Genomic DNA, 26,105 nt, shown 5'->3' with positions numbered 1-26,105 from the left:
CCCGATCCAGGTCACGGCCTAAGGAAGTGATCCACCATGAGACTCGTCATCGCCGAAGGCTCCGCGATCCTGCGGGCGGGTCTGGCGCACGTGCTCGGCGACCGGGGACACGAACTGGCGGCGGCGGTGCACGACGCCAGGGTGCTTCCCGCCCTGATCGACACGCATCGCCCCGACGTGCTGCTGGCCAACGTCCGGCTGGCGCCCACCTGGAACGACGAGGGGGTCGGCGCGGCGCTGGCCGCCCGCGAGGGGCACCCGGGCACCGGGGTGCTGCTGTTCTCCTCCGCACCCGAACCCCAGCACGTGGCCCGGCTGTTCGCCGGTGACGGGGCCGGCACGGGCTATCTGCTCCAGGACCGGATGACCGACGCCGAGCAGCTGCTCGGCGCCCTGGACCAGATCGCCCGCGGCGGCACCGTGGTCGACCCGAGGATGGTCGGCGCCCTCGCGACCGGCGCCTCCCACGGCCTCGGCGGCCGCCCGGCCGAAGGGCTCGGGCTGCTCAGCGAACGCGAGCTGGAGGTGCTCTCGCTGATGGCCCAGGGCCGCACCAACAGCGCCATCGCCGAGCGGCTGGTGGTCTCGGCGGGCACGGTGGAGAAGCGGGTCGCGGCGGTCTTCGACAAGCTGGACATCCCCGGCAGCCCCGGTGACAACCGCCGGGTGCTGGCGGTGCTCCGCTACCTCACGGACCGGCAGTCGGCCCGGGCGAACACCGTCGACTTCACCCGGGAGCGCCGCCGCCGGATCCTGGAGCGGGTGGCCTAGAAGCCGGCTCCAGTGCGGCCGGAGAGAACTTGACAAGGTATCAGTGCCCACCTTCAGGCCATGCGGCCTGACGGAAAAGGATGTGTCCTCCAGCGTGCACACAGTCGGCTGAAATGAGGACGTGCTCGTGAACCTGGCCAACAGCACCGGTGTCGGAACGAAAACGCCCGCCCGTCCCGGCCCGCAGGTGTCGAGGCTGATTCCCCCGCAGCGCACGATGCGCCCAGGACAGCCCGGGACCGAGCAGGTGCTCACCACCAGAGTGGGCCTCCAACTGCCCGTGGTGTTCACCTTCGAGGAGTGGCAGCGGGCCGGCCGCCAGCTGGCCGGGGTCGTGGACTCCTCCTCCTGGTGGCTGGGCGACTGGCTGGCCTACGGCAAGGACCACTACGGGGACCGCTACCAGCAGGGCATCCAGGCCGCCGGCCTGCGCTACCAGACCCTCCGCAACTACGCCTGGATCGCCCGCCGCTTCGACATGGGCCGGCGCCGGGCCAAACTGACCTTCCAGCACCACGCCGAGGTCGCCTCGCTGGCGGTGGAGGACCAGGACCGCTGGCTCACCCTGGCCGAGGAGGGCCGGTGGACCACCAAGCAGCTGCGCTCCGCGCTGCGCGAGGCCCGCGGCGTCGAGGATCCGCTGCGCGACCGCCCGGCCCCCCGGCGCCAGCTCGCCGTCCCCGCGGAGCGCTACGCCTCCTGGACGAAGGCGGCCGAACGCCTCGGCACCGACCTGGACGAATGGGTCCTCGCCACCCTGGACTCGGCGGCCGAACGCGTCTTCGACTCCCTGGACCCGGCCGACCCGGCCGCGGTGGACCCGGTGGCGGTGGACCCTGTGGCGATGGCCCCGGTCGTGGTGGACATCGACGAGGAGATCCGCGCCCTGGCCCGCGAATCCCGCCGCACCACCCGTGAAATCCACGGCATAGCCGTCTGACCAGAGGCTTGCGCCACCACTGCGGCGCACCGGTGAGGGTGCCGCTCACCTGCGTGAACGGGTCAGCCCAGCAGTCCGAGCAGCCGCCCCATCGCCTCCACGACGGGCCTGCCCACCTCGCCCACGGTCGCCGCGATCTGCGCGACGGACGCGAGGATCATGCCGCGCTCGCGCAGGGCGTCCCGGTCGGGGGTGAGCGCGGGCAACGCGTTCTCCACGGTTTGGGCCTGGTCCGGGGTGAGTTCGGGGCGCAGCTCCTCCAGGAGGCGGATGAGGTCCCTCACCGCGGCCTGCAGCTCGGTGTCCTGGGCGGTGCCGTGGTTGTGGACGACGGTGCCGTGGTTGACGGCGGTGTTTCCCGTGCCGCCGTTCATGTTGACGACGGTGCCGAAGTTGTTCGATGTGTCGCTCACAGTTTGATCCCCGTGTTTCCTCTGCCGCCGTTCATGTTGATGACGGAGCCGAAGTTGTTCGTGGTGTTGTGCTGTTCGAGGACAGCGGAGAACTCGTACTCCGGGTGGTCGATCGCGTACACGATCTGGCCGGCGATCGCCCGTAGTTCATCCATGGTCGGCAGGGTCAGGACCGCCCTGGAACCGCTGTTCAGCTCCACGACCAGTACCGGCTTCCTCGACGAGAGCAGGACGGCGCAGACCACGACCAAGGCGAACAGGGCGAGGACGGCCGGGCCGGAGCCGCCGATCCGGAGGCCCAGGCTTGTGGAGTCGAGCCGGGAGACCAGGGCGGCGACGAGCACCAGCAGCAGGAAGAAGCCGCCGGCTTTGCCCCAGGCGGGTTTCAGCCGGAACACTTCGACCCAGCTGACATTGCGCAACGGCACCGCAGCCGACCCCACCCACAGGATCTGCCGCTGTACCCGGAGTTCCAGCGGCTTTCCCCTGCGGGGAGGCAGCGGCATCGGAGGGATCTGAGGAGGCGGCTGAGCCGGGGGCCGGGCCGGAAGCTGCGGAGGAGGCCCGGGACGTGTCCCGGGAGGTGGTACGCCGGTGCCGTCTGCGTGATCCATGATCCCCCGTGCTGTCGTCGCCACCGTCTGCGCAGTGCAGGCGCGGGAGCATCATTAAGCCTGTACGGGGGCGGGGGGCGGCAGACGAGATACGGCCAATGTCACCGCCGGCGCGGTGACGAGCAGCCCTTCGCGAGGGGCGTTCGACACCGGCCTTACTTCACCGCTACCCGTGGTGCGCTAGTGTGCCGCTGACCTGCACGGAAGCCCTCCGCTGGGAGGGCTTCGGGGTGGTGCGTGGAGTGCCCCCGGCAGGACTCGAACCTGCGGCCAAGTGCTTAGAAGGCACCTGCTCTATCCACTGAGCTACGGGGGCCGGAAGGTGACCGTGAGCCGGGTCAAGGATAGGGCTCCCGTCGCCTTGTCCCGGTTGCTTCACCCGCGTGCCACGATGTGGAGGTTCGGTGAAGCGGTCCCGATAATCGCAGGCAGATGCGATTCGCGCATCGCTTTTGCGCCGCGTCGCCTCGGGTGTTGTGCACTCGTTATGCCTGCGCCCCAGTCGCACCATGTCTCCGCTATGTCCGTTCGGAGTGGCGGTCGGCGCGCAGAGGGCCTATAAGCTTCAAAAAGGCTCTCAAATTGGGCATTCTTCGCATGTGGTGACCTTGGATGTTCGGCCTCAGCTGCTCGATGCCCTCTCGGCCCTGCGCGACCGGGTCGCCTCCGTGCGTCTGCCGCTGCCCCTTCCGGGCGCTCCGCGCGCCCGCCAGACCAGAACGGAGCTGCTCGCGCAGCTCGACGACTACCTGGTGCCCCGGCTGAAAGCCCCCGAGGCCCCGCTCCTCGCCGTGGTGGGGGGTTCCACCGGCGCGGGCAAGTCCACCCTCGTCAACTCCCTCGTCGGACGGCAGGTCAGCGAGGCCGGGGTGCTCCGGCCCACGACCCGCACCCCCGTCCTCGTCTGCCATCCGGACGACCACCACTGGTTCGCCGGGATGCGGGTCCTGCCCGATCTGATGCGGGTCTGGGGCGACGGCACCGAGGAGGACGGCAGCCTCCTGGGCGGATCCGTCGGCCGCTCCGGCGGCCCCGGCTCCACCTCCGGGGGCAGCCGCACCAGCGGGCGTACCGGCAGCCGCACCGGCTCCGCGACCCGCGGCCGGACCGGCCGCGGCGCCCGGCGCACCGGCCCGTCCGGCGCCGCCGGCCCCCGCGAGCTCCGCATCGAGACCGTCGGCAGCCTGCCCCGCGGCCTCGCCCTGCTCGACGCCCCCGACATCGACTCCCTGGTGGTGGACAACCGGAACCTGGCGGCCCAGCTGATCTGCGCCGCCGACGTCTGGGTCATGGTCACCACCGCCTCCCGCTACGCCGATTCGGTCCCCTGGCACCTGCTGCGCACCGCCAAGGAGTACAAGGCGACCCTGATCACCGTCCTGGACCGGGTGCCGCACCAGGTGCTCGGCGAGGTCTCCCGCCAGTACGGGGCCCTCCTCACCCGGGCCGGACTCGGCGACGTACCCCGCTTCACCGTCCCCGAACTCCCCGAATCGGCCGGCGGCGGCGGACTCCTGCCCGCCACCGCCGTCGCCCCGCTCGCCGCCTGGCTGATCCACCACGCCCAGGACCCGGCCGCCCGCCAGCAGGCCGTCGGCCGGACCGCCAACGGGGTCCTGGACTCCCTCCGCCGCCGGCTGCCTGCCCTGGCCTCCGCCGTCGCCGCCCAGCACGCCGCCGCCGTACGGCTCACCGGCGCCGTCGAGGACGCGTACAAGAAGGAGGGCAAACGGGTCCGCACCCGGCTCGACCAGGGCGCCGTGCTGGCCGGCGACGCCCTCACCCGCTGGCGCGGCTACCCCCTCGACACCAGCGCCGACGAACTCCTCGACTCGCTCGCCGAGAGCCTCACCGCGCTCATCCAGTGCGCCGTGGCCGCCGCCGACGAACGGATCGCCGCCGCCTGGCGCCGCGAACCGGCCGCCGCCGGCATCCCCCTGCCGGGCCCCGACCGGGAGGCGGGCGAACGGATCGGGATGGCCGTCCGGCGCTGGCGCCGGGTCCTGGAGGAACTCGCCGAGGAGGAGGTCTCCCGGCTCGACCGGCAGCCCGCCCCCGACCCCGACGGGGTGGCCGCCCTGCTGGTCGCCGCCCTGCTCGGCGGGAAACGGGCCCGGGCCGCCGGCGAGAAGCTCGCCGAGCGGATGGGCGCCCAGGCCGCACTGCGCCTGCGCGACCGCGGCGGGGAACTCGTCGGCGAGCACCTGGACGCGGTCCTGCGGGCCGAACGCGACCGCAGGCTCGCCCCCCTGGACGCACTCGAAGTCACGGCGGAGCCGCAGGCCGAGCTGATCGCCGCGCTCTCCGTACTCCAGAAGGAAAGGTGATGAGGTGACCGCGCTCACCGAGGACACCGACGACACCGACGACCGCTGGGACGACCGCTGGGACGACGGGCTGATCGCCCGCCGGCTCGCCGAGGCCGAGGACGGGGCGGACGGTGCGGACGACGGCACCGACGAAGCCCTCGTCCGCGCCGTCTCCGGCGCCGGCAGCGACGGCGGGAAGACCCCCGCCCCGCCCCCGCTCAGCCCCGAGGGGCAGGCCCTGCGGACCCGGCTCGACGCGCTGCGCCAACTCGTCGGACTGTCCCGGACCCGCCTCGACGGAAAGACCCTCGCCGAGGCCGGCCGGGTCCTGGACGAGGCCGCGGCCCGCCGCGGACTCTCCTCCCAGCACACCGTGGTGGCCGTGGCCGGGGCCACCGGAAGCGGCAAGTCCACCCTGTTCAACGCCCTCGCCGGGGTGCAGATCTCGGAGACCGGTCTGCGCCGGCCGACCACCGCCGCGCCCATCGCGTGCAGCTGGACCGACGGCGCGGCCGGGCTCCTGGACCGGCTGGAGATCCCCGGCCGGCTGCGCCGCCGCCCCCGCGACACCGCGGACGGCGACCTGCGCGAGACCCTCCAGGGACTGGTCCTCGTCGACCTGCCCGACCTCGACTCCGCGGTCGGCGCCCACCGGGACCACGTGGACCGGGTGCTGGCCCTGGTCGACGCCGTGGTGTGGGTGGTGGACCCGGAGAAGTACGCGGACGCCGTGCTCCACGAGAAGTACCTGCGGCCGCTCGCCGGCCACGCCGAGATCACCTTCGTGGTCCTCAACCAGATCGACCGGCTCCCCGGGGACTCCGCCGACCTGGTCCTCGACGACCTGCGCCGGCTCCTCGACGAGGACGGCATCGCCCTCGGCGAGCACGGCGACCCCGGCGCCACCGTGCTGGCCCTGTCCGCCCTCACCGGCGAGGGGGTCGGCGAGCTCCGCGAACTCCTCGGCCAGTTCACCCAGGAACGCGGCGCCGCCACCCGGCGGATCGCCGCCGACGTCGACCGCGCCGCCGGACGCCTGCGCGCCCTGTACGTGGAGGAGGGGCACACCGCCTTCGCCCCCGAGATCAGCGAGGGCGCCCGCGCCGAGTTCGAGGACCGGCTCGCCGAGGCCGTCGGCGCCTACGCCGCCGGGCTCGCCGCCGAACGGGCCTGGCGGCGCAACGCCGGCACGGCCTGCGGCACCCCCTGGCTGCGCCTGTGGCGCTGGTACGAGGACCGCCGCGCCCCCCGCGGACTCAGCGGGCTCGCCGCCCTGGCGGCTCTCGGCGGCCGGAACTTCGGCGGCGAGCCGGAACCGCCCGCGGAGGAGGAGGTCACCGCCCGGCAGCGGGTGGAACAGGCCGTCCGCACCGTCGCCGACGAGGCCTCGGCCGGACTGCCCGACCCCTGGGCCCAGGCCGTACGGGAGACCGCCGTCCGCGGCGCCGAACGGATGCCCGAGGCCCTGGACGAACTCGCCGTCACCGTCGGGGTGCCCACCGGCAAGCCGCCGCGGCCCGCCTGGTGGCCGGCGGCCGTGCTCGGCCAGGCCGCCATGACCCTGCTGCAGATCTTCGGCGGACTCTGGCTGGTCGGCCAGATCGCCGGACTCCTCGAACCGCGCCTGCTGCCGCCGGTCCTGCTGATGGTCGCCGGGATCATCGGCGGCCCGCTGGTCGAATGGGCCTGCTCCATCGCGGCCCGCGGACCCGCCCGCCGCTACGGCCAGGACGCCGAACGCCGGCTCCGGCAGGCCGCCGCCGGCTGCGGCCGCGCCCGGGTCCTGGAACCGGTCGCCGCCGAACTGCTCCGCTACCGGGAGGTCCGGGAGCAGTACGCCACCGTCGCCGCAGGGGGGAACCGGTTGTCCACAACCCGGCAGTAGTCCACAGGGCGGGAGGGGACGGGGGCGGCCCGGCGCAGCATGGTGATGTGCCGGCCGCCGCGCCGGTGGACGAGACCGAGGGGGAGGGGTTCCCGGATGCACGAGACCGTGGTGACGCTGGTGGGGCATGTGGCCACCCAGGTCGACTATCGCGAGACACCGAATGGAGCATTGGCCAGATTCCGTTTGGCCGTGACCCCGAGGTTCAGGGACCGGCATACGGAATCCTGGGCCGACGGCCCCACCAGTTTCTACACGGTATGGGCCCGCCGGGCCCTCGCGGCGAACCTGGCCGGATCCGTCTCGGTCGGCGAACCCCTTGTGGTGCACGGACGGCTGAGGGTCCGGGAGGGCGAGCGGGACGGCCGGAAATGGCTGTCGGCCGATATCGAGGCCGTGGCCGTCGGACACGACCTGACCCGGGGCACCGCCGCCTTCCGCCGGGTGGTCAAGGCGGACCCGCTGCTGACGGCAGCTCAGAAGGCGGCGGTGGTCTAGGTGTTCGAGACCGCTAGGATTCCCCGGTACTCGCGGACGCCAGGGCCCTGGGCCCGAAGGGGAAGACTGTGTCCTTTGCCGTTCCCGCTCCATCCGGTCCCTCCGTTTCGGCAGGGGTGCGCCGGCCCCTGGCCGTCGCCCTGCTCGCCGCCGCGCTCGCCGCGGCCCCGGGCACGGCGCTGGCCGCCGAGTCCGACGGGGCGGGCGCGCCCACCCGCCCGCAGGAGGGCGCCAGCGCCGTCCTGGACGGACTCAAGACCTACGGCCAGGCCGTCCTGCACGGCACCGACGGCGCCGTCCGCCACATCCCCGCCGGGCTGTACGAGATGCGGGTGGACGGCGGCGGCATGCTCCAGACCTACGGGGTGGGGCTGGCCGGGTTCGCCCAGCCGCAGGAGCGCTACACCGAGACCCCGTGGAGCGGCAGCCCGCTCGCCGGGAACGGCGAGGCGGGCCGGATCCGATGGGTGCTGGAGCACTCCTATCCCCAGCTCAACGACCTCACCGGACTCGCCCGGGCGGCCGGGGCCGGCGCGCTCACCGCGGAGAGCGCGGCGGCCGGCACCCAGGTGGCGATCTGGCGGCTCACCGAGGGGGCCGACGTGGAGGCCACCGACCCGGCGGCCGAGAAGCTCGCCGACTACCTCCAGCGGGCCGCCCGCCGGCTCCCCGAACCGCCCGCCTCGCTGAGCCTCCAGCCCGCCGAGCTCAGCGGCCCGGCGGGCAGCCGGATCGGTCCGGTGACGGTCCGCACCCGGGCGCAGAGCGTCACCGTCACCCCCGACCAGGCGGCCCAGCGGATGGGCGTCCGGATCCTCGGCGCGGACGGGCAGCCGGTCAGCACCGCGGTCGACGGCACCCGGCTGTACTTCGAGGTCCCGGCGGGCACCCCGGACGGTTCGGCGGCGGTCACCGTGCAGGGCGCCACCAAGGTGCCGGTCGGGCGGGTGTTCACCAGTGGGGAGAACAGCCCGGCCCAGATCGTCGCCGGATCCAGCGACTCGGCCGCCACCGCCGTGGCGGCCGCGCTCTGGCCGGAGCCGGGCACGGCCGGGGCGCTCACCGCCCAGGGCGCCCCGGGGGACCCCGGACCCGCGATCGGGATCCCGGCGGCGGCGAACGTCACCACGGGCGCGGGCACCGCGGCCGGCCCGGGCGGCGGAGCCGACGGCCGGGCGGCCGGTGCGGGGTCCTTCCCGGACGACCCGGAGATCAGGCTGGCCACCAGCGGCAGCTCCGAGGCCACCCCGGTGATCGCCTCGCTGGCCGTCGGCCTGGTGGTCCTGGGGGGCCTGGTCGTCCTGCTGCTCCGCAAGCGCCCCCTGGACGAGACGGAGCAGGCCGACCACTGACCGCGCGGGGCGAGCGCCCGGACCGCTCCCGGCCGTCGCCGGGGCTGTCCGGGGGCCGTCCGGGGCCATCCGGGGCCGTGAGATCCATTTCACCGGATGGGGGCCCGGAATGCGGGTAGTGGCTGGGAATGACCAATGACGGTGTGTGGCGCGGGGCGGTCGCCCGATGGGATCTGGCGGCGTTCGGCGCGGTGGCCGGGCGGCACTGGCCCGGCGGGGACCGGGTGCTGCCCCGGCTGGCCCGGGCGGCCGACCACGGGGTGCTCTGGGGATCGATCGCGGCCGGAATGGCCCTGGCCGGGCCCGCCGGGGCCCGGACCGCGGCCCTGCGGGGGGTCGCCTCGCTCGGTCTGGCCTCGGCGGTGGTCAACATCGTCGGCAAGCGCTCGGTGCGCCGGACCCGCCCGGTGCTCGACGGGGTGCCGGCCGTCCGCCAGCTGGCCCGGCAGCCCTGGACCACCTCCTTCCCCTCCGGCCACTCCGCCTCCGCCTTCGCCTTCCTCACCGGCATCGCCCCCGCCGCGCCGGTCTGGGCCCTGGCCGTCGCCCCGGTCGCCGCCGCCGTGGCCTTCTCCCGGGTCTACACCGGGGTGCACTACCCGACCGACGTCCTGGCCGGAGCCGCGCTCGGGGTGGGCGCCGGGCTGGTGGTCCGGCGGATCGCCCGCGGCGCCGAGGAGGCCCGGATCACCGTCGGGGACGAGCGGCCGGCCGCCGCCCCGGTGCTGCCGGACGGCGCCGGGCTGACCGTGGTCGTCAACAGCGCCTCCGGCACCGCCGCTGCCGCCGGCCTGGAGCGGCTCGCCGAGCTGCTGCCCGCCGCCGAGCTCGTCCAGTCCGCCGGCCGGGACCTGGGCGAGGTCCTCACGGAGGCCGCCTCCAAGTCCCTGGTCCTCGGCGTCTGCGGGGGCGACGGCACCATAAACGCGGCGGCGGGCACGGCGCTGCGCGCCGGGATCCCGCTCGCCGTGTTCCCCGGCGGCACCCTCAACCACTTCGCCCAGGACTTCGGAGTGGTCACCGTCGAGGACACCTGCCGGGCGGTCGCCGCGGGGCACGCCGTCCGGGTCGGCGTGGGCCGCTTCACCCCCGGCCCACTCCCCGCGGACCCGGCCGCTCCGGCGGATCCCGCGGCCGCCGCCTCCGGGGGCGCGGCCGACCCGGAGGGACCGCGCGGCACCGTGCCCCGGGACTACGGCGTGTTCCTGAACACCTTCAGCCTCGGCGTCTATCCGGAACTGCTCACCCACCGGCTGCGCTGGGCACCCCGGATCGGCGGCGGCCCGGCCGCCCTGCTGGCCGCCTGGCGGGTGCTGCGCACCGGCCGCCCGGTCCGGCTGAGGCTGGCCGGCCGCCCCCGGAAGGTCTGGCTGCTGTTCGCCGGGAACGGCACCTACCACGGCAACGGCCCCACCCCGCGCCGCCGGCTGGGCCTCTCCGAGTCCCTGCTGGACGTCCGGCTGGTGCACGGCGGCGGCCGCCCCGGCCCCCGGCTGCTCGCCGCCGCGCTCGCCGGGCCGCTGACCCGGTCCCCCGTCCACGTGGCCACCCGGCTGAAGGGACTGCACCTCTCGGACATCCCGCCGGGCACCCCGCTCGCCTACGACGGCGAGTACGGGATCGCCCCGGCCCGTCTGGTGCTGGACAAGCTCCCGGAGGCCCTGACCGTCTACCGCCCCCGCTGAACCACCGACCCGGCCCCGGCTCCGAGAGCCGTCGCGCTCCCGGACCCGAGGTCCGCCCCGACACCCAGGTCCGCCCCGACGCCGAGATCCGCCCCGACACCGAGATCGGTCCGCATCAGGGCCCGCAGCCGCCGCCACTGCTCGACGAAGCCCAGCAGACCGGCGTGGATCTCCGGGAAGGACCCGTCGTCGGCGGGCTCCCCCCGCTCCAGCCGCAGGATCCGGTCGTAGGTGCGGGCCAGGTTCGAGGTCAGCGAGTCCATCTCGGCGAGCACCTGGTCGGAGGCGATCATCTGGGCCTCCGCGAAGGCCGTGTGCATGCCCAGCCGGGCCTCCTCCAGCTCCGCCCGCCCGGTGGCCGGGGCCGCCGGCGCCGGGTTCGGCCCCTCGCCGCGGACCAGCCACAGGTACCTCATCAGCTCGACGCGGTAGCGGCGGTAGCTGGCGTTGGCGGCCACGTAGCAGTCGCGCCGCTTGTCCCGCTCGGCCGCCCGCTGCTCCCGCAGCCACTGGCCCGCCGCGGCCTCCTCGGCCCGTTCGAACTCCTCCGACCGGGCCCGTGTCAGCATGCGCTGGGACAGCACCGGAGCCAGCAGTGTGCCCAGCACACCCACCACGGCGGCCGTCAGCGCGATCAGCGTGTTCCCCATGATCCCCTCCCGCGGACATCCTGCCGGGCGGATCGGGTTTCCGTCACGGGATGGACGTACGGCACTATGGGATGTATCTGCCCACCATCGATCTGCCGGACGGTTTCTCTTGGCTGAGTTCATCTACACCATGCGCAAGACGCGCAAGGCGCACGGCGACAAGGTGATCCTTGACGACGTCTTCCTGAACTTCCTGCCCGGCGCGAAGATCGGTGTGGTCGGCCCGAACGGCGCCGGTAAGTCCACCGTCCTCAAGATCATGGCGGGTCTGGAGCAGCCGTCCAACGGCGAGGCGTACCTCTCCCCGGGCTACTCCGTCGGCATCCTCATGCAGGAGCCCAAGCTCGACGAGTCCAAGACGGTCCTGGAGAACGTCGAGGACGGCGTCGGCGAGATCAAGCAGAAGCTCAACCGGTTCAACGCGATCGCCGAGGAGATGGCGACGAACTACACCGACGAGCTGATGGAGGAGATGGGCAAGCTCCAGGACGACCTGGACCACGCCAACGCGTGGGACCTCGACGCCCAGCTGGAGCAGGCCATGGACGCCCTGGGCTGCCCGCCCGGCGACTGGCCGGTCACCAACCTCTCCGGTGGTGAGAAGCGCCGCGTGGCCCTCTGCAAGCTGCTGCTGGAGGCCCCCGACCTGCTGCTCCTCGACGAGCCCACCAACCACCTCGACGCCGAGTCGGTGAACTGGCTGGAGCAGCACCTGGCCCAGTACAAGGGCGCCGTCGTGGCCGTCACCCACGACCGGTACTTCCTCGACAACGTGGCCGAGTGGATCCTGGAGCTGGACCGCGGCCGCGCCCACCCGTACGAGGGCAACTACTCCACCTACCTGGAGAAGAAGGCCGAGCGCCTCAAGGTCGAGGGCAAGAAGGACGAGAAGCGCGCCAAGCGCCTCAAGGAAGAGCTGGAGTGGGTCCGCTCCAACGCCAAGGGCCGCCAGGCCAAGTCCAAGGCCCGCCTCGCCCGGTACGAGGAGATGGCGGCCGAGGCCGACAAGATGCGCAAGCTGGACTTCGAGGAGATCCAGATCCCGCCGGGCCCGCGCCTGGGCTCGATCGTGGTCGAGGTCAACAACCTCTCCAAGGCCTTCGGTGACAAGGTCCTCATCGACGACCTGTCCTTCACCCTGCCGCGCAACGGCATCGTCGGCATCATCGGACCGAACGGCGCCGGCAAGACCACGCTGTTCAAGATGATCCAGGGCCTGGAGACCCCCGACTCCGGCGAGATCAAGGTCGGCGAGACCGTCAAGATCTCCTACGTGGACCAGGGCCGCGCCAACATCGACCCCAAGAAGACCCTCTGGGCGGTCGTGTCGGACGAGCTGGACTACATCAACGTCGGCAACGTGGAGATGCCCTCCCGCGCCTACGTCAGCGCCTTCGGCTTCAAGGGCCCGGACCAGCAGAAGCCGGCCGGGGTCCTCTCCGGTGGTGAGCGCAACCGTCTGAACCTGGCGCTCACCCTCAAGCAGGGCGGCAACCTGCTGCTCCTCGACGAGCCCACCAACGACCTCGACGTCGAGACCCTGGGCTCGCTGGAGAACGCGCTGCTGGAGTTCCCCGGTGCGGCCGTGGTCGTCTCCCACGACCGCTGGTTCCTGGACCGGGTCGCCACGCACATCCTGGCGTACGAGGGCGAGTCCAAGTGGTTCTGGTTCGAGGGCAACTTCGAGTCCTACGAGAAGAACAAGATCGAGCGGCTCGGCCCGGACGCCACCCGGCCGCACCGCGCCACCTACAAGAAGCTCACGCGAGGCTGAGCGTGGCCAGACACATCTACCGGTGCCCCATGCGCTGGTCGGACATGGACGCCTTCGGGCACGTCAACAACGTGGTCTTCCTCCGCTATCTGGAAGAGGCCCGGATCGACTTCATGTTCCGGCTGGCGCCGGGGAACGGTTCGCAGTCGTTCCAGGGCGGGTCCGTCGTGGCCCGCCACGAGATCGACTACAAGCGCCCGCTGGTGCACCGGCACGAGCCGGTCACCATCGAGTCGTGGGTGACCAAGATAGGCGCGGCCTCGCTGACCATCGCCTACGAGGTCAAGGACGAGCAGGCCGTGTACGTGACGGCCTCCACCGTGGTGGTCCCCTTCGATCTGGAGGCGCAGCGGCCGCGCCGGATCACCGAGGAGGAGCGGCACTTCCTCCAGGCGTACGTCGACGACTCGGCCGGCCCGGCGCGCGCCGCATGAGCGAGGTGCTGCGGCTGGCCGATTCCGGGGAGGCGGCGGACCTCGCCGCCTTCCTCGGCCGGCTCGTGCACTACGACCGGGCCGCCGCCGTCCGCCTCCAGGCGGGCGGCGGCGCGCTCGGCGTCTTCGGGCGTCCGCCCTCCTTCGAGGTCCTCGCGATCCGCACCGCCCGGCTGGCCGAGCCGGCCGCCCTGGACCGCACGGTGTCCGCCGGGGAGCTCCTGGAGTCCGTGGACGAGGCCGCAGGCACCCTGACCGTGCCCGGGGCCGTCACCGGCCCGCCCTGGGCCGGGGTGCTGCCGCCCCGCGGCGGCTGGCGGCTGGTCCCCGGACTGCCCGCACCGGAGGAGGTCCGCCGGGCGCTCGCCGCCGCCGTGGCCGAGTTCCGGGCCCGGGACGAGGCCCTGCCCGCCGCCCACCGCACCCGTACCGAACGGGACCGCATCGGCCGGGAGATCTGGTCGCGGACCCTGGGCGACAGCGAGCTTCCGCTGCGCGCCGCCCACGCCGCCCAGTCCCTGGGCTTCCTGCGACCGGTCCGGTCCACGGTCCCCGAGGACCGCACGGCCGCCCCCGGCGGCGGAACCGAACCGCTCGCGCTGCTCGCCTCCGGGAGCTGGCTGCGGCTGCGCACCCCCTACGGGTCCGTGGTGACCCGCCGCCCCGGCGGCCTGGGCACCCTCGGCCTCCAGGTCCGCCGCGGCTGACCCCCGGAGGGGACCGACCGGCGAGGGGGCTAACCGGCCGTGTTGATCATCGACGCGGCCGCGTAGGTCAGGTACTTCCACAGCTGGGCCTCGTGCTCCGGCGCCAGCCCCAGCTCGTCCACCGCCACCCGCATGTGCGCCAGCCAGGCGTCGTGGGCCGCCGCGTCCACCTGGAACGGGGCGTGCCGCATCCGCAGCCGGGGGTGGCCCCGGTGGTTGCTGTAGGTGGTCGGCCCGCCCCAGTACTGCATCAGGAACAGCGCGAACCGCTCCTCGGCCGGCCCGAGGTCCTCCTCCGGGTACATCGGACGCAGCAACGGGTCCTCCGCGACCCCCTGGTAGAAGCGCCGCACCAGTCGGCGGAAGGTCTCCTCGCCGCCCACCTGCTCGTAGAAGGTCTGCTCCTGAAGCGTGCCCCGCGGAATCTCATTCACCCGACCATCGTCTCAGACGGCCGGACGGAGGACCGGGGTCCTAGGACCCGCGGGCGGACCACCGCTCGCCGCCGGGGGCGAGGCGGCGGACAGTGGAGACATGCCCCTGCCCGCCTCGCCCGCACCGCGCCTCCCGCACCCGGTCGCCCCGGAGCTCGCGCACGCCGCGCAGGTGCGGGAGCTGACCGCGGCCGGGGCGCTCGACGACCCGGCCTGGGCGGCCGCCTTCGCCGCGGTGCCCCGGCACCTGTTCGTGCCGTACTGGTTCACCGGGCGCGGGGCCGGCCACGAGCGGCTGTGGAGCGGGGACCCGGATCCGGCCCAGCGGGCCCGCTGGCTGCGCGGGGTGTACGCGGACGTCCCGCTGGCCACCCGGCTGCGGGACGGGGAGCTGGTGTCCTCCAGCAGCCAGCCCTCGCTGATGGCCCGGATGCTCGAAGCGCTGGAGGTCCGGGACGGCCAGCGGGTCCTGGAGATCGGCTCCGGCACCGGCTACAACGCGGCCCTGCTCTGCCACCGGGTGGGCGACGGACAGGTCACCACGGTGGACCTGGACGCCGACATCACCGAGGCCGCGCGGGCCCATCTCGCGGAGCTCGGCTACCACCCGGCCGTGGTCACCGGGGACGGGGAGCGCGGGGTGCCCTCCCGGGCGCCGTTCGACCGGATCATCGTCACCTGCACCCTGCCGAGGATCCCGTCCGCCTGGCCGGGCCAGTGCGCCCCGGACGCCCGGATCCTGGCACCGCTGGCCACCGGGCTGATCGTGCTGCGGGTGCGGGACCCCGGCTTCGCCGAGGGGCGCTTCCTGCACACCCCGGCCTATTTCGTGCATCTGCGCGGGGCGGGGGCCGCGCCGCCCCCGGATCCGGACGGGCCGCCCGACGACCCGGCGGAGAACGAGCTGTTCCGGTTCATGCGGGTGCTCACCGCGGGGGCGATGCACCCCCGGGAGGCGCTGGACCTGTGGCGGGGCGAGGGCCGGCCGGGCCGGGAGAGGTTCGGGGTGACCGTGACCGAAGCGGGCCAGTGGTCCTGGCTGGACGACCCCCAGGGGCCCTATGCGTGGCCCCTGGGGATCGGCTGACCGGCGGGATGAGCGGCGGGGCGGTCAGCCGCGGCGGACGGTGATGGTGGTCCAGGCGCCGACGTGCACCCGGTCCCCGTCGTTCAGCGGTACCGGCACGTACGGCTGGATCGGCTCCTCGCCGCCGTTGATGGTGGTGCCGTTGGTGGAGTTCTGGTCCACCACCGCCCAACTGCCGTCGGGCTGCTGGACGAGGACGGCGTGCTGGTGGGAGACGCCCGGGTCCTCCGGGGGCACCGACAGGTCGATGTCCGGGGACTCCCCGGTGGAGGCGCGGCGCCGGCCGATGGTGATCTGTCCGCCGGAGAGCGGGAGGTGCTGCTCGGGCGAGTAGGCGGGCAGGTTGAGCCCGGCCGCCTCGGGGCCGCTGCGCTGCATCATCGCCATGAAGTAGGAGCGGTCGGGGCTGATCGTCGCGGACCAGCTGCCGCCGCCCTGCGCAGGGAACCCGGGCTGCTGCGACTGCTCCTGGTGCCCCTGCTGGTGCCCCTGGTACTGCTGCTGGCCCTGGTGGTGCTGCTGCTGCCCCTGGTGCTGGGCCTGGTGCTGTCCTTGGTGCTGCTGCTGTTGCTGGTGGTGCTGCGGGGCCTGCTGCTGGTGCTGCTCGTAGTGCCCCGGGGCCGGCTGGGCGGGCGGCGGGAGCAGCCAGTCGTCCCCGCCGGGCAGCGGCTCGGCCGGCCGGTTGACCTGGGAGGGCCGCGAGCCCTGATAGTCGTAGGGGTCCTGGGAGAACGGCGCCGGGGCCTGCGGCGGCTGCGGGGCGTGCGGGGCCTGCTGCGGTGCGGGCGGCGGCGGGGAGTACGGACTGGCCGTGCGGGTCAGGAAGTTGTACCGGCACTCCTCGCAGAACGGGGCCATGGCCTCGCGCGGGGTCCGGCACTGCGGGCAGAGCTCGGCCTGGGCGGTGGCGTCAGCGCCGGGCTGAGGGTAGCCGTAGCCGTAGGAGGGCGCCGCGGGGGCGCCCGCGGGGGCGGCCATGCGGTGACCGCAGACCTCGCACCAGTCGTCGGAGACCGATTGGTGCCCGTTCGGGCATGTCGGCATGGATCCCCGTCCCCCTTCCCTGCCGCCCCGCGGCAGGCCTCGTCAGTTCTTCTTCACTCGTACGGTCTGAGTGGAACGCGTTTCGAGGGTCATCTCGTCCGCATCCGCCACCTTCGCCTTCAGTCGCACAGTACCCGCAGCCGCGTCCACCACATCCACCACCTTGGCCAGCAGTTTGGCGGTCCCCTCGTTCCCGGATCCGCTGGCCAGCTGGACGGCGCGGCCCAGCTTGGCGGTGGCCCCGCCGATATCGCCCAGTTTGCGGGCTTCCAGGCCCTGTTGGATCACCTGGGCCAGCTCGGCCTGCCCGGTGTAGTGGGCCACCTGCGGGTTGATCGCGGTGGAGGCCGCCAGATCGTCCGTCCAGACCGCCCGGACCAGTCCCTGAGCCAGCGGGGCGGGCGGTTCGCCCGGCGGGCCGGGCCGCACCAGCGAGACCCGGGCGGCCAGCATCTCCTGGCCCACGGAGGCCTCCGGCACCCGCACGCACACGTGGTACTCGCGGACCTCGTCCCCCCAGGACCCGGTGGGGTAGTCCCCGGCCCGCGGGCCGGCCTCGGTGCGCCGGTCCGTCAGGTCCTGGACGGCCGGGGCCACCTGCTTCACGTACCGGACCTCGGCGCCGACCGGGGTCCACAGCCGCAGGCTCACGCCCGCGACCTCCTTCCCCATGGTCTTCTCCATCATGCGGGTGAAGTCCGCGGCGAGTTCGGCCGGATCGGCGACGATGTCGGCGGTGCCGAGCAGGGCGCCCGCGATCCCGGTCACCTCCTTGACCTCCCAGTCGGTGCCCACCCCCCGGGCGTCGCAGGTGAACCGGCCGGCGCAGGCCTCCAGGGTGGCGCGCAGCCGCTCCGGCTCCTCGTGCTCGTTGCGGCCGTCGGTGAGCAGGATGCCGTGCCGGATGGTGGCCGGGCTGCCCCGGAACAGGCCGTCGGCCAGCCGCAGCCAGGTGCCGATGGCGGTGCCCCCGCCGGACCGCAGCAGCCCCATGGCCTCCTTGGCGCCGGCCCGGGTGACCGGGTCGGCGACCGCCAGCCGGCCGCCGCCCGGATACACCTCCTTGGCCACATGGGTGCCGGCGATCACCGCGAAGGAGGTGCCGTCGCGCAGGGTGTCGATGGCGGCGGCGGTGGCCTGCCGGGCGCCCTCCATCTTGGCCGGCGGGTACTCCATCGACCCGGAGGCGTCCACCATGACCACCACGGCGGCGGAGCCGGGCGGGGCGTACGCCCGCGCGGCCGCCGCCCCGCCGGTGGAGGTGACGGTCACGATCGCGTGCACGTCCCGACCGCCCACCGGCAGGAACTCGTTCTGGTACACCTCGGCGGTGAACCTGGGGGCGCTGGGCTTGGCGAAGTTCGCCACGGGTGGGTCTCCTTCGGCTCTCCGTCAGTCCTGCGGGGTGAACGGGACCACGGCCACCGTCACGTTGTCGTGCCCGCCGCCGTCCAGGGCGTGCCCGACCAGCACCTGGGCGCTGTGCAGCGGCCGCTCGGAGGCGTCGGCGGGCAGCACGGCGGCCAGTTCGGCCGCGGCCTCCGCGTAGTTCCACAGGCCGTCGGTGCAGACGACCACCACACCGGGGTGGTCCGGCCGGAAGGTCTTGGTGTGCGGCTCCAGTTCGTACGCGTCGGCGCCCAGCCAGCCGGTGATGGCGTGGGCGCGGACGTCCGCGTAGGCCTCGGCCTCGCCCATCAGACCGGCCGCGACCATCTGGGCGGCCCAGGAGTCGTCCTCGGTGAGCCGGTGGGGGAGCGCGGTCCGGTCGTCGGGCACCCAGTAGGCCCGGCTGTCGCCGACCCAGCCGACGGTCAGCAGCCCGCTGCCGACCACCGCCCCGACCAGGGTGCAGGCGGGCGCGTTCTGGGCCCCGGAGACCTCCGGGGCCAGCGCGTTGACGGCGTCGGCGGCGGCCAGGATCGCCGCGTGCATGGCCTCCTGGGGGTGCGCGCCGCGCGGCAGGGCGTCGAGCAGCGCCTCGTTGGCGGCGGCCGCGGCCGCGGCGGAGGCGTCGTCGGGACGGCTGGCCGAGGAGACCCCGTCGCAGACCACGGCCACGGTGGCGGCGGAGCCGTCGGGCAGGGCGGTCGCGGACACCGCGAAGGAGTCCTCGTTGCGGTGGTGGCGCAGGCCCCGGTCGCTGACCGCGGCCACGCTGCCGAGCTCCTCCTCGACGTGGTCGCGCTCGCGCGGCTGGGCGTGCCCGCAGTTCTCGCAGTACCCGTCGGTGTCCACCCGCCCGGCCCGGCAGGCCACACAGGTCTTCCCGCCGGCCACGGCCTGGGCGGCCGGCGGCTGTGCGGGGGCGGGGGCCGGAGCTGGGGTCGGTGCCGGGGCCTGGGCCGGGGGCTGGGCGGCGGGGGGCTCCGGGCTGTCCGGGTGCCCCGCGTAGGGGTCCCGGGGCCGCTCCGGGCCGGGGGCGGCCGGGCCGCCGTACGGGCCGGGGCCGTCGGGCGCGGAGGCCCCGGGGGCGGCGGCGTGGGCCTCCCCGGCCGGTCCGTCGTAGCGGGTGGGCCGGTGCCCGGCCCAGCCCTCGTCGGGCGGGCCGGTCTCCGGGCCGGGCGCCTCGGCGGCCGCCGGAGCCGGCACGTACGCCGGAGCCGGAGCCGGAGCCGGAGCCGGAGCCGGAGCAGGCGCCGAAGCCGGAGCCGAAGCAGGAGCGGGGGCCGGAGCCTGGGCGGGGGCCGGGACCGCCGGCGGGGCGGGCGGCGGCGTCCAGCCCGCCGGGTCACCGACCAGGGTGGGCGCGGCACCCGCCGCGCTGCCCCAGCCGGGCGCCGGCGCGGCCTGGCCGTACGCCCCGGCCGGGGGACCGGCCACGGCCAGGGTGGGACGGTCCTCCGGCGGTGGCGGCGGCGCGGAGAGGTCGTGTCCGCAGAGGCCGCAGAAGAGGTCGCCCTCCTCCAACGGCTCCGCGCAGCTGGGGCAGCCCGAGGGCTGTTGCATCCGCTCCATCACTCACACCCACGTCCGGGGACGGAAACGGTTTGCCCGTTCCACCAGTTCGATCCGCTCCTCGCCCCGCTGCGCCAGCCGGGCCAGGACGCGGTAGGAGCGTTCCAGGCCGAAGCGCAGCCCCCGCTCGTCGAGTTGACTGCCGAGCAGCGAGGTCCGGCCGGGGTCGGCACCCCGGCTACCCGACAGTACCCAGTCCAGGGCCGAGCCCAGAACCTCGGTGGACAGCTGTTCGTGCCGTTCCGGGCTCAGCCCGAACCGCCGCAGCGCCTCCACCTGCCCGGCGGCCGCCCTCAGGTCGGCCAGCAGGGGCTCCCGCGGGGACCGTTCGCGCAGACGTGCCCGTACCGCGGCGACCCGTGCGGCCGTGTAGTGGATCGAGGACTCCGGTACGGACTCCAGGGTGCGCACCGCCCCGGCCCGGTCCCCGGTGGCCAGCTGCACCCGGGCCAGCCCGAAGGCGGCGCTGACGAATCCGGGGTCGGTGATCCACACCAGCCGGTAGTAGTCGGCGGCGTTGTCCAGCTGGCCCAGGATCTCCGCGCACAGCCCCAGGGCCAGCTTGGGCGCCGGCTCCCCGGGGAACGCGTCGTAGATCGCGTCGAAGGACAGCGCCGCGGCCTCGTCGTCCCCGGTGGCCAGGGCCACGATCCCGCGGGCCCACACCACCCGCCAGTCGTCCGGGTACCGCCGCTCCAGTTCGGCCAGCGGCCCGGCCACCGCCGGTTCGCCGAGCTCCAGCCGGGCACGGAGCTCGCGCAGCCGCAGCTCGGCCGAGTCGGCGGGGGCGGCCGCGAGGGCGCCCAGGAGTTCGGCGGGGGCGGAGGCGAGCAGACCGGCCAGGAAGCCGGCGTTGGGGTCGGCGGGGTCCACCAGCGGCACCGGCAGGGTCAGCGCGGTGTCCCGGGCGTCCAGCCGGGCCAGCCCGCGCAGCCCGCCCGCGGCCACCGGGTCGCCCGGGTCCGGTTCCGGCCGGGGCGCCGGCAGCAGCGGGACCGGCGCGGGCGCGGCCACCGCCACCGGGGCGGCCCCGACGCCCACATGGGTGGCCGTGGTCCCCAGCCCGCCGGTCAGCGGGGCCCCGCCCGGCGGGCCCGCGGCCAAAACCGGGGCGGCCGGGACCCGGGGAGCCGGCTGTGACGGGTCCGGTCGGGGCGGCGGGGGCGCGGCGGCACCGCCGGGCGGCCCACCCGGCAGCGGAAGGCCCGCCGGGCCCGCCGTCCCCCGGGCGGCCCGGCGGCCTGTCCCGGTGCCCCGGCGGGCACCCAGCGCGGACACCTCGGGAGCCGGGTCGGCCGGGAAGAGCAGGGTGTCCGGCACCCGGAGCTCCGGGGCGAACAGGGCGGACAGGTGCGGCCGGGGCCGGCCGCTCTGCAGCGCGACCACCTCCCGCAGCACCCCGGTCAGCTGGTCCGCCATCTCCTGGGCCGAGGCGAACCGCCGGTCCGGGTCGGGGTCGGTGGCCCGCACCAGCAGCCGGTAGAAGGACTCGTACCGGGTGAACACCTCGATGTGCTCGGGGTCCGGCAGGCTGTCCACGAACACGTTGGTGTAGCCCTGGAAGTCGAAGGTGAGCACGGCCAGGGTCCGGGCCACCGTGTACAGGTCGGAGGCCACCGAGGGGCCCAGCTCGGCCACCTCGGGCGCCTGGTAGCCGACCGTGCCGTAGATCGCCGACTCCTCGTCGTCCATCCGCCGCACCGCGCCCATGTCGATCAGCTTGAGCTGGTCGGCCTGCTGGATCGCGTTGTCCACCTTGAAGTCGCAGTACAGCAGGTTCCGGCTGTGCAGGTGCCCGAGCGCCTCCAGCGCCTCGATCCCGTACGCGCAGGCCTGCTCCACCGGCAGCGGGTCCCGGCGGCCGTCCGGCCGGCGCCGCTCGTTGGCGATCTCCTTCAGCGACTTGCCGCCGACGTACTCCATCACGATGTAGCCGTCCAGCGAGCCGGTCCGCTGGTCCAGGTGCTCCACGAAGTTGTAGATCCGCACGATGTTGGAGTGCTCGATCTCCGCGAGGAACCGCCGCTCCGAGATCGCGGCCGCCATCGCGTCCTGGTCCCCGGTGTCCAGCAGGCCCTTCAGCACCACCCAGCGGTCGGAGACCGCCCGGTCCACCGCCAGGTACACCCAGCCCAGACCGCCGTGCGCCAGACAGCCGGCCACCTCGTACTGGCCGTGCACCACGTCACCGCCGCGCAGCTTGGGCACGAAGGAGTACGGATGACCGCACTTGGTGCAGAAGCCCTCGGTGCGGCCCGGCCGGTCCCCGCGCGAACGCCCCACCGGGGCACCGCAGTCCGAACGCGAGCAGAATCGCTTCCGCTCGGGGACCTCCGGGTTCTCCAGGACCGCCGCCGAAGGATCCGGACGGGGCACCTCCGGCACGCTCACCAGCCCGGCCCCGAGCCGGTTGCGCCCCGACCCGCCCGTGCCGGAGCCCGAACTGCGCACCGACACCGACCGGGTGGACACGGCACCCGACAGCGCCCGGGACAGCCGCCCGGACACCGACCGCCGCGAGGACGAGGACCGGGAGGACCGGGACGAGGAACGCGCCGAGGACCGCGAGGAGGACGGGACCGAAGGGTGAGAAGGCTGCGAAGGGTGCGAGGGCCGTGACCCGCCGGCCCCGCCGCGCGCCGCGCTCGTCATCCCGGTCGGCGGCGACACCACCTCCGAGGCGGCCGCCTCCGGCGCCATCCCGCAGCTGTCGCAGTACAGCTCCCCGCCGCCCATGTCCTCGTACGCCCCGGGGCAGTCGGGGCGCCGGCAGGGAGTCCCGGCCAGGCTCATACGTGGTCCTCTCTCGGCGTCAGCGCCTCGGCCGCGGCGTGCTGGTAGCGCAGCACCGCCTGCTCGGCGGCCCGCAGGTCGCAGGGCGCGCTCCACAGCATCCGGCGGGCCGTGTCGTACCGCTCGGTCAGCACCGGGTCCTCCGCCATCCCGTGCCGGGCCACCTTCGCCCGGTACGCGTCCAGCCGGCCGCGCAGCTCGGCCCGCACCGCCAGCGGAGCGGTCACCGCCGTCAGCGACTCGCGGGCCCGGCGCAGCTCGTCCTCGGCCCGCACCTCCAGCGCCTCCAGCAGCGGCGACAGCCGGTGCCAGCGGGCGTGCCGGCGGTGCTCGGCGGCCGCCGCCAACTGCTCCTGAAGCACCGTCGGCGGGCCGCTCACCGCCGGCACCTCGGAGGCGGCGATCTTGGCGAGGACCTCCCCGCGCGCGGTCCGCGCCTCCGCCAGGGTCCGGTCGGCCCGGGACAGCACGTCCCGCAGCGCGATCAGCCGGGCCTCCGCGTCCTGCCGGACGTCCAGCACCGCCTCCACCTCCCGCCGGACCTCCTCCAGGGCCAGCGCCGCCCGGTCGTAGCGGGCGGTGTCGGGCCGGCCGCCGCCGGGCGCCGAACTGCCCGGGACGGCCGCCCAGAAGGCCAGCGGGTCGGCGATCACCTCGGCGCGCAGCGCGGTCAGCTCGGCGGTGATCTCCGCCAGGTCGTCACCGGCCGGGTGCTCGCCCGGCCGGACCCCCACCGAATGGGCCAGCGAGCCGGTCCGGTGCAGTTCGGCGGCCAGCAGGTCGATCCGGGCGGGCAGCGCCGACCAGACCGAGTCGGCGGCCACCACCACGTCCAGCGAACCCGCGTACAGCTCGTTCATCCGGGCGACCAGCTCGGCCAGCGACAGCCGCTCCGCCAGCCGGTCGCCGCTCACCGAGGCGCCCGCGATCAGCACCCCGGGGCCGCGCAGCCGCTCGGTCAGCTCCACCAGGTCCTCCCGGTTGGGCCAGCGCCGCCGCTCACGGATCTCCCGGGCGGCCGACAGCGCCCCGCTGTACGCCTCGAAGTACGTCCACAGCCGGGTGATCGAGGCGTCCGCGGCGGCCCAGCGCTCCCGGGTCTCGCCGGTCAGCGCCGCACCCTCCAGCAGCCGCCGGCCGGCATGGTCCTGGAGGGCGAGCAGCGAGCTCTCCACGGCCTCGTGCTCGGCCGCCAGCCGGCCGAGCGCGCGGTCGACCTCGTCGCGGTCCATCACCGCCTCCGTTCCGGCCACCCCGCTCAGTCCCGGTACTTCGGGGCCGGCGGCGCGGAGACCTCGCCGAGGTCGGCGCCCAGATGGCGGTCGTAGGAGGTCATCCAGGGGCTGGACGCGCCGCCCGCCCGGTAGTCCTCCAGCACCTTGTTCACCCGGCGCACCAGATCGGTCGCCCCCTTGTTCATGGCCACCCCGTAGAACTCCTTGGTGAACGGCCGGCCCACCAGCTCCACCGAGGGGTCCTGGGCGGCCTGGCCGGCGGCGAGCGCGTTGTCCGTGACGATCCCGTCGACCTCGCCCAGCTGGAGCCGCACCAGGCAGTCCAGCTGGTTGGGCACGCTGACCGGCACCGAGCCGAACGACTCGTTCTTCAGCTCCGCCTCCGCGGTGGAACCGGCCGCCGTGCAGATCCGCTTGTCCTTCAGCCGGGCGTCGTAGCCGCTCAGCGCGGAGCCCTTCGGGGCGAGCAGCTGCTGCCCGGCCTCGAAGTAGGCGGTGGAGAAGGCCACCTCCTCCAGCCGCTTGCAGTTGATGGTCATGGTCCGCACCACCACGTCCACCCGCCCCTCCTTCAGGGCCGGCACCCGCTGGCTGGTGGGGATCGCCCGGTATATCACCGCGTCCGGGTCACCGAGGACGTCCTGGGCGATCGCCCGCACCAGATCGATGTCGAAACCGGTCAGCTGCCCGGTGGCCGGGTCCCGGTAACCCCACCGGAAACTGTTCTGGTCCACCCCGGCGACCAGCTTCCCGGCCGCCTTGATCCGCCGGATCGCGGCACCGTCCACCCCGTCCGGGCGCAGACTGGCCGACGGGTCCGCGCAGGTGTCCGCACCCGGCCGGACCGGGGTGACGGCGGGCAGCCGGGCCGCACCGGCGGCCGGCCGGGAGGCGGGCGGGCCGCCGGTTCCCGGGGCGCCGTGCGCCAGCGGCAGCAGCACCGCCGCGGCCGTCACCGCGCAGGCCCCGGCCATCGCGGACACCCCGCCCCAGCCGCGCCAGCGGCTGCGCCGGTGGCCGCCGCGCCGGACCGGGCCCGGCCCGCTGTCGTCTCCGTACCGCCTCATGCGCACCCGCATCTCACCTGTACTCCGAAAGCCGGCGCCCGATGCCGAGCAGCGCCGCCGCCGCGCCCGCCGCCGTGAGCCCCGCCGCACCCGTCACCAGTCCGCCCAGCGCGGCCAGTCCGTCCCCGGCCGCGATGGTGAACTCCCGCTGCTCGTGGGCCACCGCCTGCGCCAGGCTGCCGTCCACGGTGTCGAAGGAGGCACCGCTGCTGGTCCGGTCCCAGGACACCCCGTTCTTGTCGGAGCCGCCGATCACCTGGGGCAGGGCCAGCTCGTAGTCGCCCTTCACATCGCTCTCCCGGGCCGCCGCGTGCCGCTGCTGCCACTGCCCGGCGCCCTCCGCCGCCTGCTCCACCGGGGTCGCCCCCGGGGTGTCGTCGGCCAGCTCCCGGGCGGCCGCCAGGCCCGCCGTCAGATCCTTCATGTTCTGGGCGTAGTCCACGTCGTACTTGTCCGACTTGCCGTCCTCGGCCAGCACGGCACCCCGGGAGATCAGCGTGAGGTTCTCGTTGGCCCGGGCCTGGAGGGAGGCGATCCGGGCGTCGTTGAGGACCTTCAGCGACTCCTGGCCGCGGGCCCGGGCCTCGTCCAGTCCGGACCGGGCCATGGTGTGGCCGGCGGCCAGCCAGAGCAGCAGGGCCGCCGAGGCCGCGGTGGCGGCCACCAGCCCGTGGTTGAACACCCGGTGGGTCCGCCGGTAGTTGCGCCGCTGCGCCCACACCAGCACCACCAGCACCAGGGTTCCGGTGCCCAGCGAGGCCAGCGGCCAGGACCGGGCCGCGTCGTGGTCCGCGTACAGCCGGCGGGTCTCCGACTCGTACAGCCGCTGGGCGGCCGGCAGCAGCTTGCTGCTCATCTGCTCGTTGGCGTACCGCAGATAGGCCCCGCCGAGCGGCAGCCCCTGCCGGTTGGTGGCCCGGGCCTGCTCGATCAGCCCGGTGTACCGCGGCAACTGCTCGCCCAGCAGGGCGATCTCCCGGCCCGAGGCGGAGTTGCCGTCGGTGTGCGCGGCCGCCTTCACCAGCAGCCGGGAGGCCCCCGCGATGTCCTTCTCGTACCGCTCGCGGACCGCCCGCGGCTCCTGGGCGCCGGCCAGGAACCCGCCGGCCGAGGTGGTGTCGGCGTCGGCCAGCGAGCGGTAGATGCTCGCCGCGTCCGCGCTCAGCGGCTGGCTGCGGTTGACCACGTCGTCGGCGGCCGCGGTCCGGTCGGTGATCTGCCAGGCGGTCACCGCGCCGAAGGCCACCACCAGCACGGCCAGCAGGGCCCCGATGATCCGCAGCCGGCCCGGTTCGGTGGTGGCGGCGGCCCGCAGCCGCTCGGCCCCCTCCAGCAGGGCGTTCCGCGGCCTGGGCGGAGGCGCGCCGGTGCCCTCCGGCGCGGGCGCGCTGGTGATCGTGGCCACCTGACCTCCCCCTGGTCGTGGGACTGCTGTCGTCGCAGCAGTATGGCCGA

General features: G+C 74.7%; 22 protein-coding genes and 1 tRNA gene. 11 read left to right on the top strand and 12 right to left on the bottom strand.

The window, feature by feature from the left end:
• The first annotated feature begins 36 nt into the window (after positions 1-36).
• Positions 37-771, top strand: a complete 735-nt coding sequence (locus ACZ50K_RS04075; protein ID WP_468897102.1) for a response regulator transcription factor — start codon at positions 37-39, stop codon at positions 769-771.
• A gap of 247 nt (positions 772-1,018) precedes the next feature.
• Positions 1,019-1,711 (top strand): LmbU family transcriptional regulator, encoded by a 693-nt coding sequence (locus ACZ50K_RS04070; RefSeq protein WP_468897100.1) that lies wholly within the window; start codon positions 1,019-1,021, stop codon positions 1,709-1,711.
• A gap of 62 nt (positions 1,712-1,773) precedes the next feature.
• On the opposite strand, the gene ACZ50K_RS04065 is transcribed toward ACZ50K_RS04070, so the two are convergent.
• From ACZ50K_RS04065 to ACZ50K_RS04055, 3 genes are all read right to left on the bottom strand, one after another.
• Positions 1,774-2,124, bottom strand: a complete 351-nt coding sequence (locus tag ACZ50K_RS04065; RefSeq protein WP_468897098.1) for a hypothetical protein — start codon at positions 2,122-2,124, stop codon at positions 1,774-1,776.
• Positions 2,121-2,630 carry a DUF6232 family protein gene (locus tag ACZ50K_RS04060; protein ID WP_468897096.1) on the bottom strand — a complete coding sequence of 170 codons (510 nt, stop codon included), beginning with the start codon at positions 2,628-2,630 and terminating at the stop codon, positions 2,121-2,123. Before ACZ50K_RS04060 ends, ACZ50K_RS04065 begins: the two co-directional genes overlap by 4 nt.
• Positions 2,631-2,981: 351 nt before the next feature.
• Positions 2,982-3,054 (bottom strand) — tRNA-Arg (locus ACZ50K_RS04055).
• 292 nt (positions 3,055-3,346) lie between these two features.
• Between ACZ50K_RS04055 and ACZ50K_RS04050 the strand changes: the two genes are divergently transcribed.
• From ACZ50K_RS04050 to ACZ50K_RS04030, 5 genes are all read left to right on the top strand, one after another.
• Positions 3,347-5,065, top strand: coding sequence for a dynamin family protein (locus ACZ50K_RS04050; protein ID WP_468897094.1), 1,719 nt, complete (start codon positions 3,347-3,349; stop codon positions 5,063-5,065).
• 4 nt (positions 5,066-5,069) lie between these two features.
• Positions 5,070-6,932, top strand: a complete 1,863-nt coding sequence (locus ACZ50K_RS04045; protein ID WP_468897092.1) for a GTPase — start codon at positions 5,070-5,072, stop codon at positions 6,930-6,932.
• A gap of 96 nt (positions 6,933-7,028) precedes the next feature.
• A complete protein-coding gene (locus ACZ50K_RS04040; RefSeq protein ID WP_468897090.1) occupies positions 7,029-7,430 on the top strand; it encodes a single-stranded DNA-binding protein in 402 nt (133 codons plus the stop codon).
• A gap of 116 nt (positions 7,431-7,546) precedes the next feature.
• Positions 7,547-8,782: a thioester domain-containing protein gene (locus tag ACZ50K_RS04035; protein ID WP_468897088.1), complete on the top strand. Its 1,236-nt coding sequence runs from the start codon at positions 7,547-7,549 to the stop codon at positions 8,780-8,782.
• A 128-nt stretch (positions 8,783-8,910) separates the two neighbouring features.
• The gene (locus tag ACZ50K_RS04030) at positions 8,911-10,467 is read left to right on the top strand and encodes a phosphatase PAP2 family protein (protein ID WP_468897086.1); all 1,557 of its coding nucleotides are present in this window, start codon (positions 8,911-8,913) and stop codon (positions 10,465-10,467) included.
• On the opposite strand, the gene ACZ50K_RS04025 is transcribed toward ACZ50K_RS04030, so the two are convergent.
• On the bottom strand, positions 10,452-11,117 hold the full coding sequence (locus ACZ50K_RS04025) for a hypothetical protein (RefSeq protein WP_468897084.1): 666 nt from the start codon (positions 11,115-11,117) through the stop codon (positions 10,452-10,454). The genes ACZ50K_RS04030 and ACZ50K_RS04025 overlap by 16 nt on opposite strands.
• 109 nt (positions 11,118-11,226) lie before the next feature.
• Here ACZ50K_RS04025 and ettA point away from each other — a divergent pair, with 109 nt between their 5' ends.
• The 3 genes from ettA to ACZ50K_RS04010 are packed head-to-tail and all read left to right on the top strand — an operon-like array spanning position 11,227 to position 14,032.
• Positions 11,227-12,891 carry an energy-dependent translational throttle protein EttA gene (gene ettA / locus ACZ50K_RS04020; protein ID WP_468897082.1) on the top strand — a complete coding sequence of 555 codons (1,665 nt, stop codon included), beginning with the start codon at positions 11,227-11,229 and terminating at the stop codon, positions 12,889-12,891.
• A 2-nt stretch (positions 12,892-12,893) separates the two neighbouring features.
• On the top strand, positions 12,894-13,325 hold the full coding sequence (locus ACZ50K_RS04015; protein ID WP_468897080.1) for an acyl-CoA thioesterase: 432 nt from the start codon (positions 12,894-12,896) through the stop codon (positions 13,323-13,325).
• The gene (locus ACZ50K_RS04010) at positions 13,322-14,032 is read left to right on the top strand and encodes a DUF8010 domain-containing protein (RefSeq protein WP_468897078.1); all 711 of its coding nucleotides are present in this window, start codon (positions 13,322-13,324) and stop codon (positions 14,030-14,032) included. The genes ACZ50K_RS04015 and ACZ50K_RS04010 overlap by 4 nt, the downstream gene beginning before the upstream one ends.
• Before the next feature lie 29 nt (positions 14,033-14,061).
• Here ACZ50K_RS04010 and ACZ50K_RS04005 read toward each other — a convergent pair whose 3' ends face one another.
• Complete coding sequence (locus ACZ50K_RS04005; RefSeq protein ID WP_468897076.1) at positions 14,062-14,466, bottom strand: globin; 405 nt, start codon at positions 14,464-14,466, stop codon at positions 14,062-14,064.
• Positions 14,467-14,566: 100 nt separating this feature from the next.
• On the opposite strand from ACZ50K_RS04005, the gene ACZ50K_RS04000 reads away from it, so the two are divergent.
• Positions 14,567-15,553 carry a methyltransferase domain-containing protein gene (locus ACZ50K_RS04000; protein ID WP_468897074.1) on the top strand — a complete coding sequence of 329 codons (987 nt, stop codon included), beginning with the start codon at positions 14,567-14,569 and terminating at the stop codon, positions 15,551-15,553.
• A gap of 24 nt (positions 15,554-15,577) precedes the next feature.
• On the opposite strand, the gene ACZ50K_RS03995 is transcribed toward ACZ50K_RS04000, so the two are convergent.
• The 7 genes from ACZ50K_RS03995 to ACZ50K_RS03965 all read right to left on the bottom strand — a co-directional run bounded on the left by ACZ50K_RS03995 (position 15,578) and on the right by ACZ50K_RS03965 (position 26,055).
• The gene (locus ACZ50K_RS03995) at positions 15,578-16,531 is read right to left on the bottom strand and encodes an FHA domain-containing protein (protein WP_468897072.1); all 954 of its coding nucleotides are present in this window, start codon (positions 16,529-16,531) and stop codon (positions 15,578-15,580) included.
• Between the two features lie 108 nt (positions 16,532-16,639).
• A complete protein-coding gene (locus ACZ50K_RS03990; RefSeq protein ID WP_468897070.1) occupies positions 16,640-17,965 on the bottom strand; it encodes a vWA domain-containing protein in 1,326 nt (441 codons plus the stop codon).
• Positions 17,966-17,989: 24 nt separating this feature from the next.
• On the bottom strand, positions 17,990-19,555 hold the full coding sequence (locus ACZ50K_RS03985) for a protein phosphatase 2C domain-containing protein (protein WP_468897068.1): 1,566 nt from the start codon (positions 19,553-19,555) through the stop codon (positions 17,990-17,992).
• Positions 19,556-19,558: 3 nt separating this feature from the next.
• Positions 19,559-22,348, bottom strand: a complete 2,790-nt coding sequence (locus ACZ50K_RS03980) for a serine/threonine-protein kinase (protein WP_468897066.1) — start codon at positions 22,346-22,348, stop codon at positions 19,559-19,561.
• Positions 22,345-23,580, bottom strand: a complete 1,236-nt coding sequence (locus tag ACZ50K_RS03975; RefSeq protein ID WP_468897064.1) for a hypothetical protein — start codon at positions 23,578-23,580, stop codon at positions 22,345-22,347. Before ACZ50K_RS03975 ends, ACZ50K_RS03980 begins: the two co-directional genes overlap by 4 nt.
• A gap of 26 nt (positions 23,581-23,606) precedes the next feature.
• Positions 23,607-24,650 carry a glutamate ABC transporter substrate-binding protein gene (locus ACZ50K_RS03970; protein ID WP_468897062.1) on the bottom strand — a complete coding sequence of 348 codons (1,044 nt, stop codon included), beginning with the start codon at positions 24,648-24,650 and terminating at the stop codon, positions 23,607-23,609.
• 13 nt (positions 24,651-24,663) lie between these two features.
• On the bottom strand, positions 24,664-26,055 hold the full coding sequence (locus tag ACZ50K_RS03965) for a hypothetical protein (RefSeq protein ID WP_468897060.1): 1,392 nt from the start codon (positions 26,053-26,055) through the stop codon (positions 24,664-24,666).
• Positions 26,056-26,105: the final 50 nt, after the last annotated feature.

This window comes from Streptomyces sp. NPDC033845, assembly GCF_055576225.1.
Note: the sequence above shows the minus strand (reverse complement) of the source record. Positions and strands in the feature narration are given on the sequence as shown.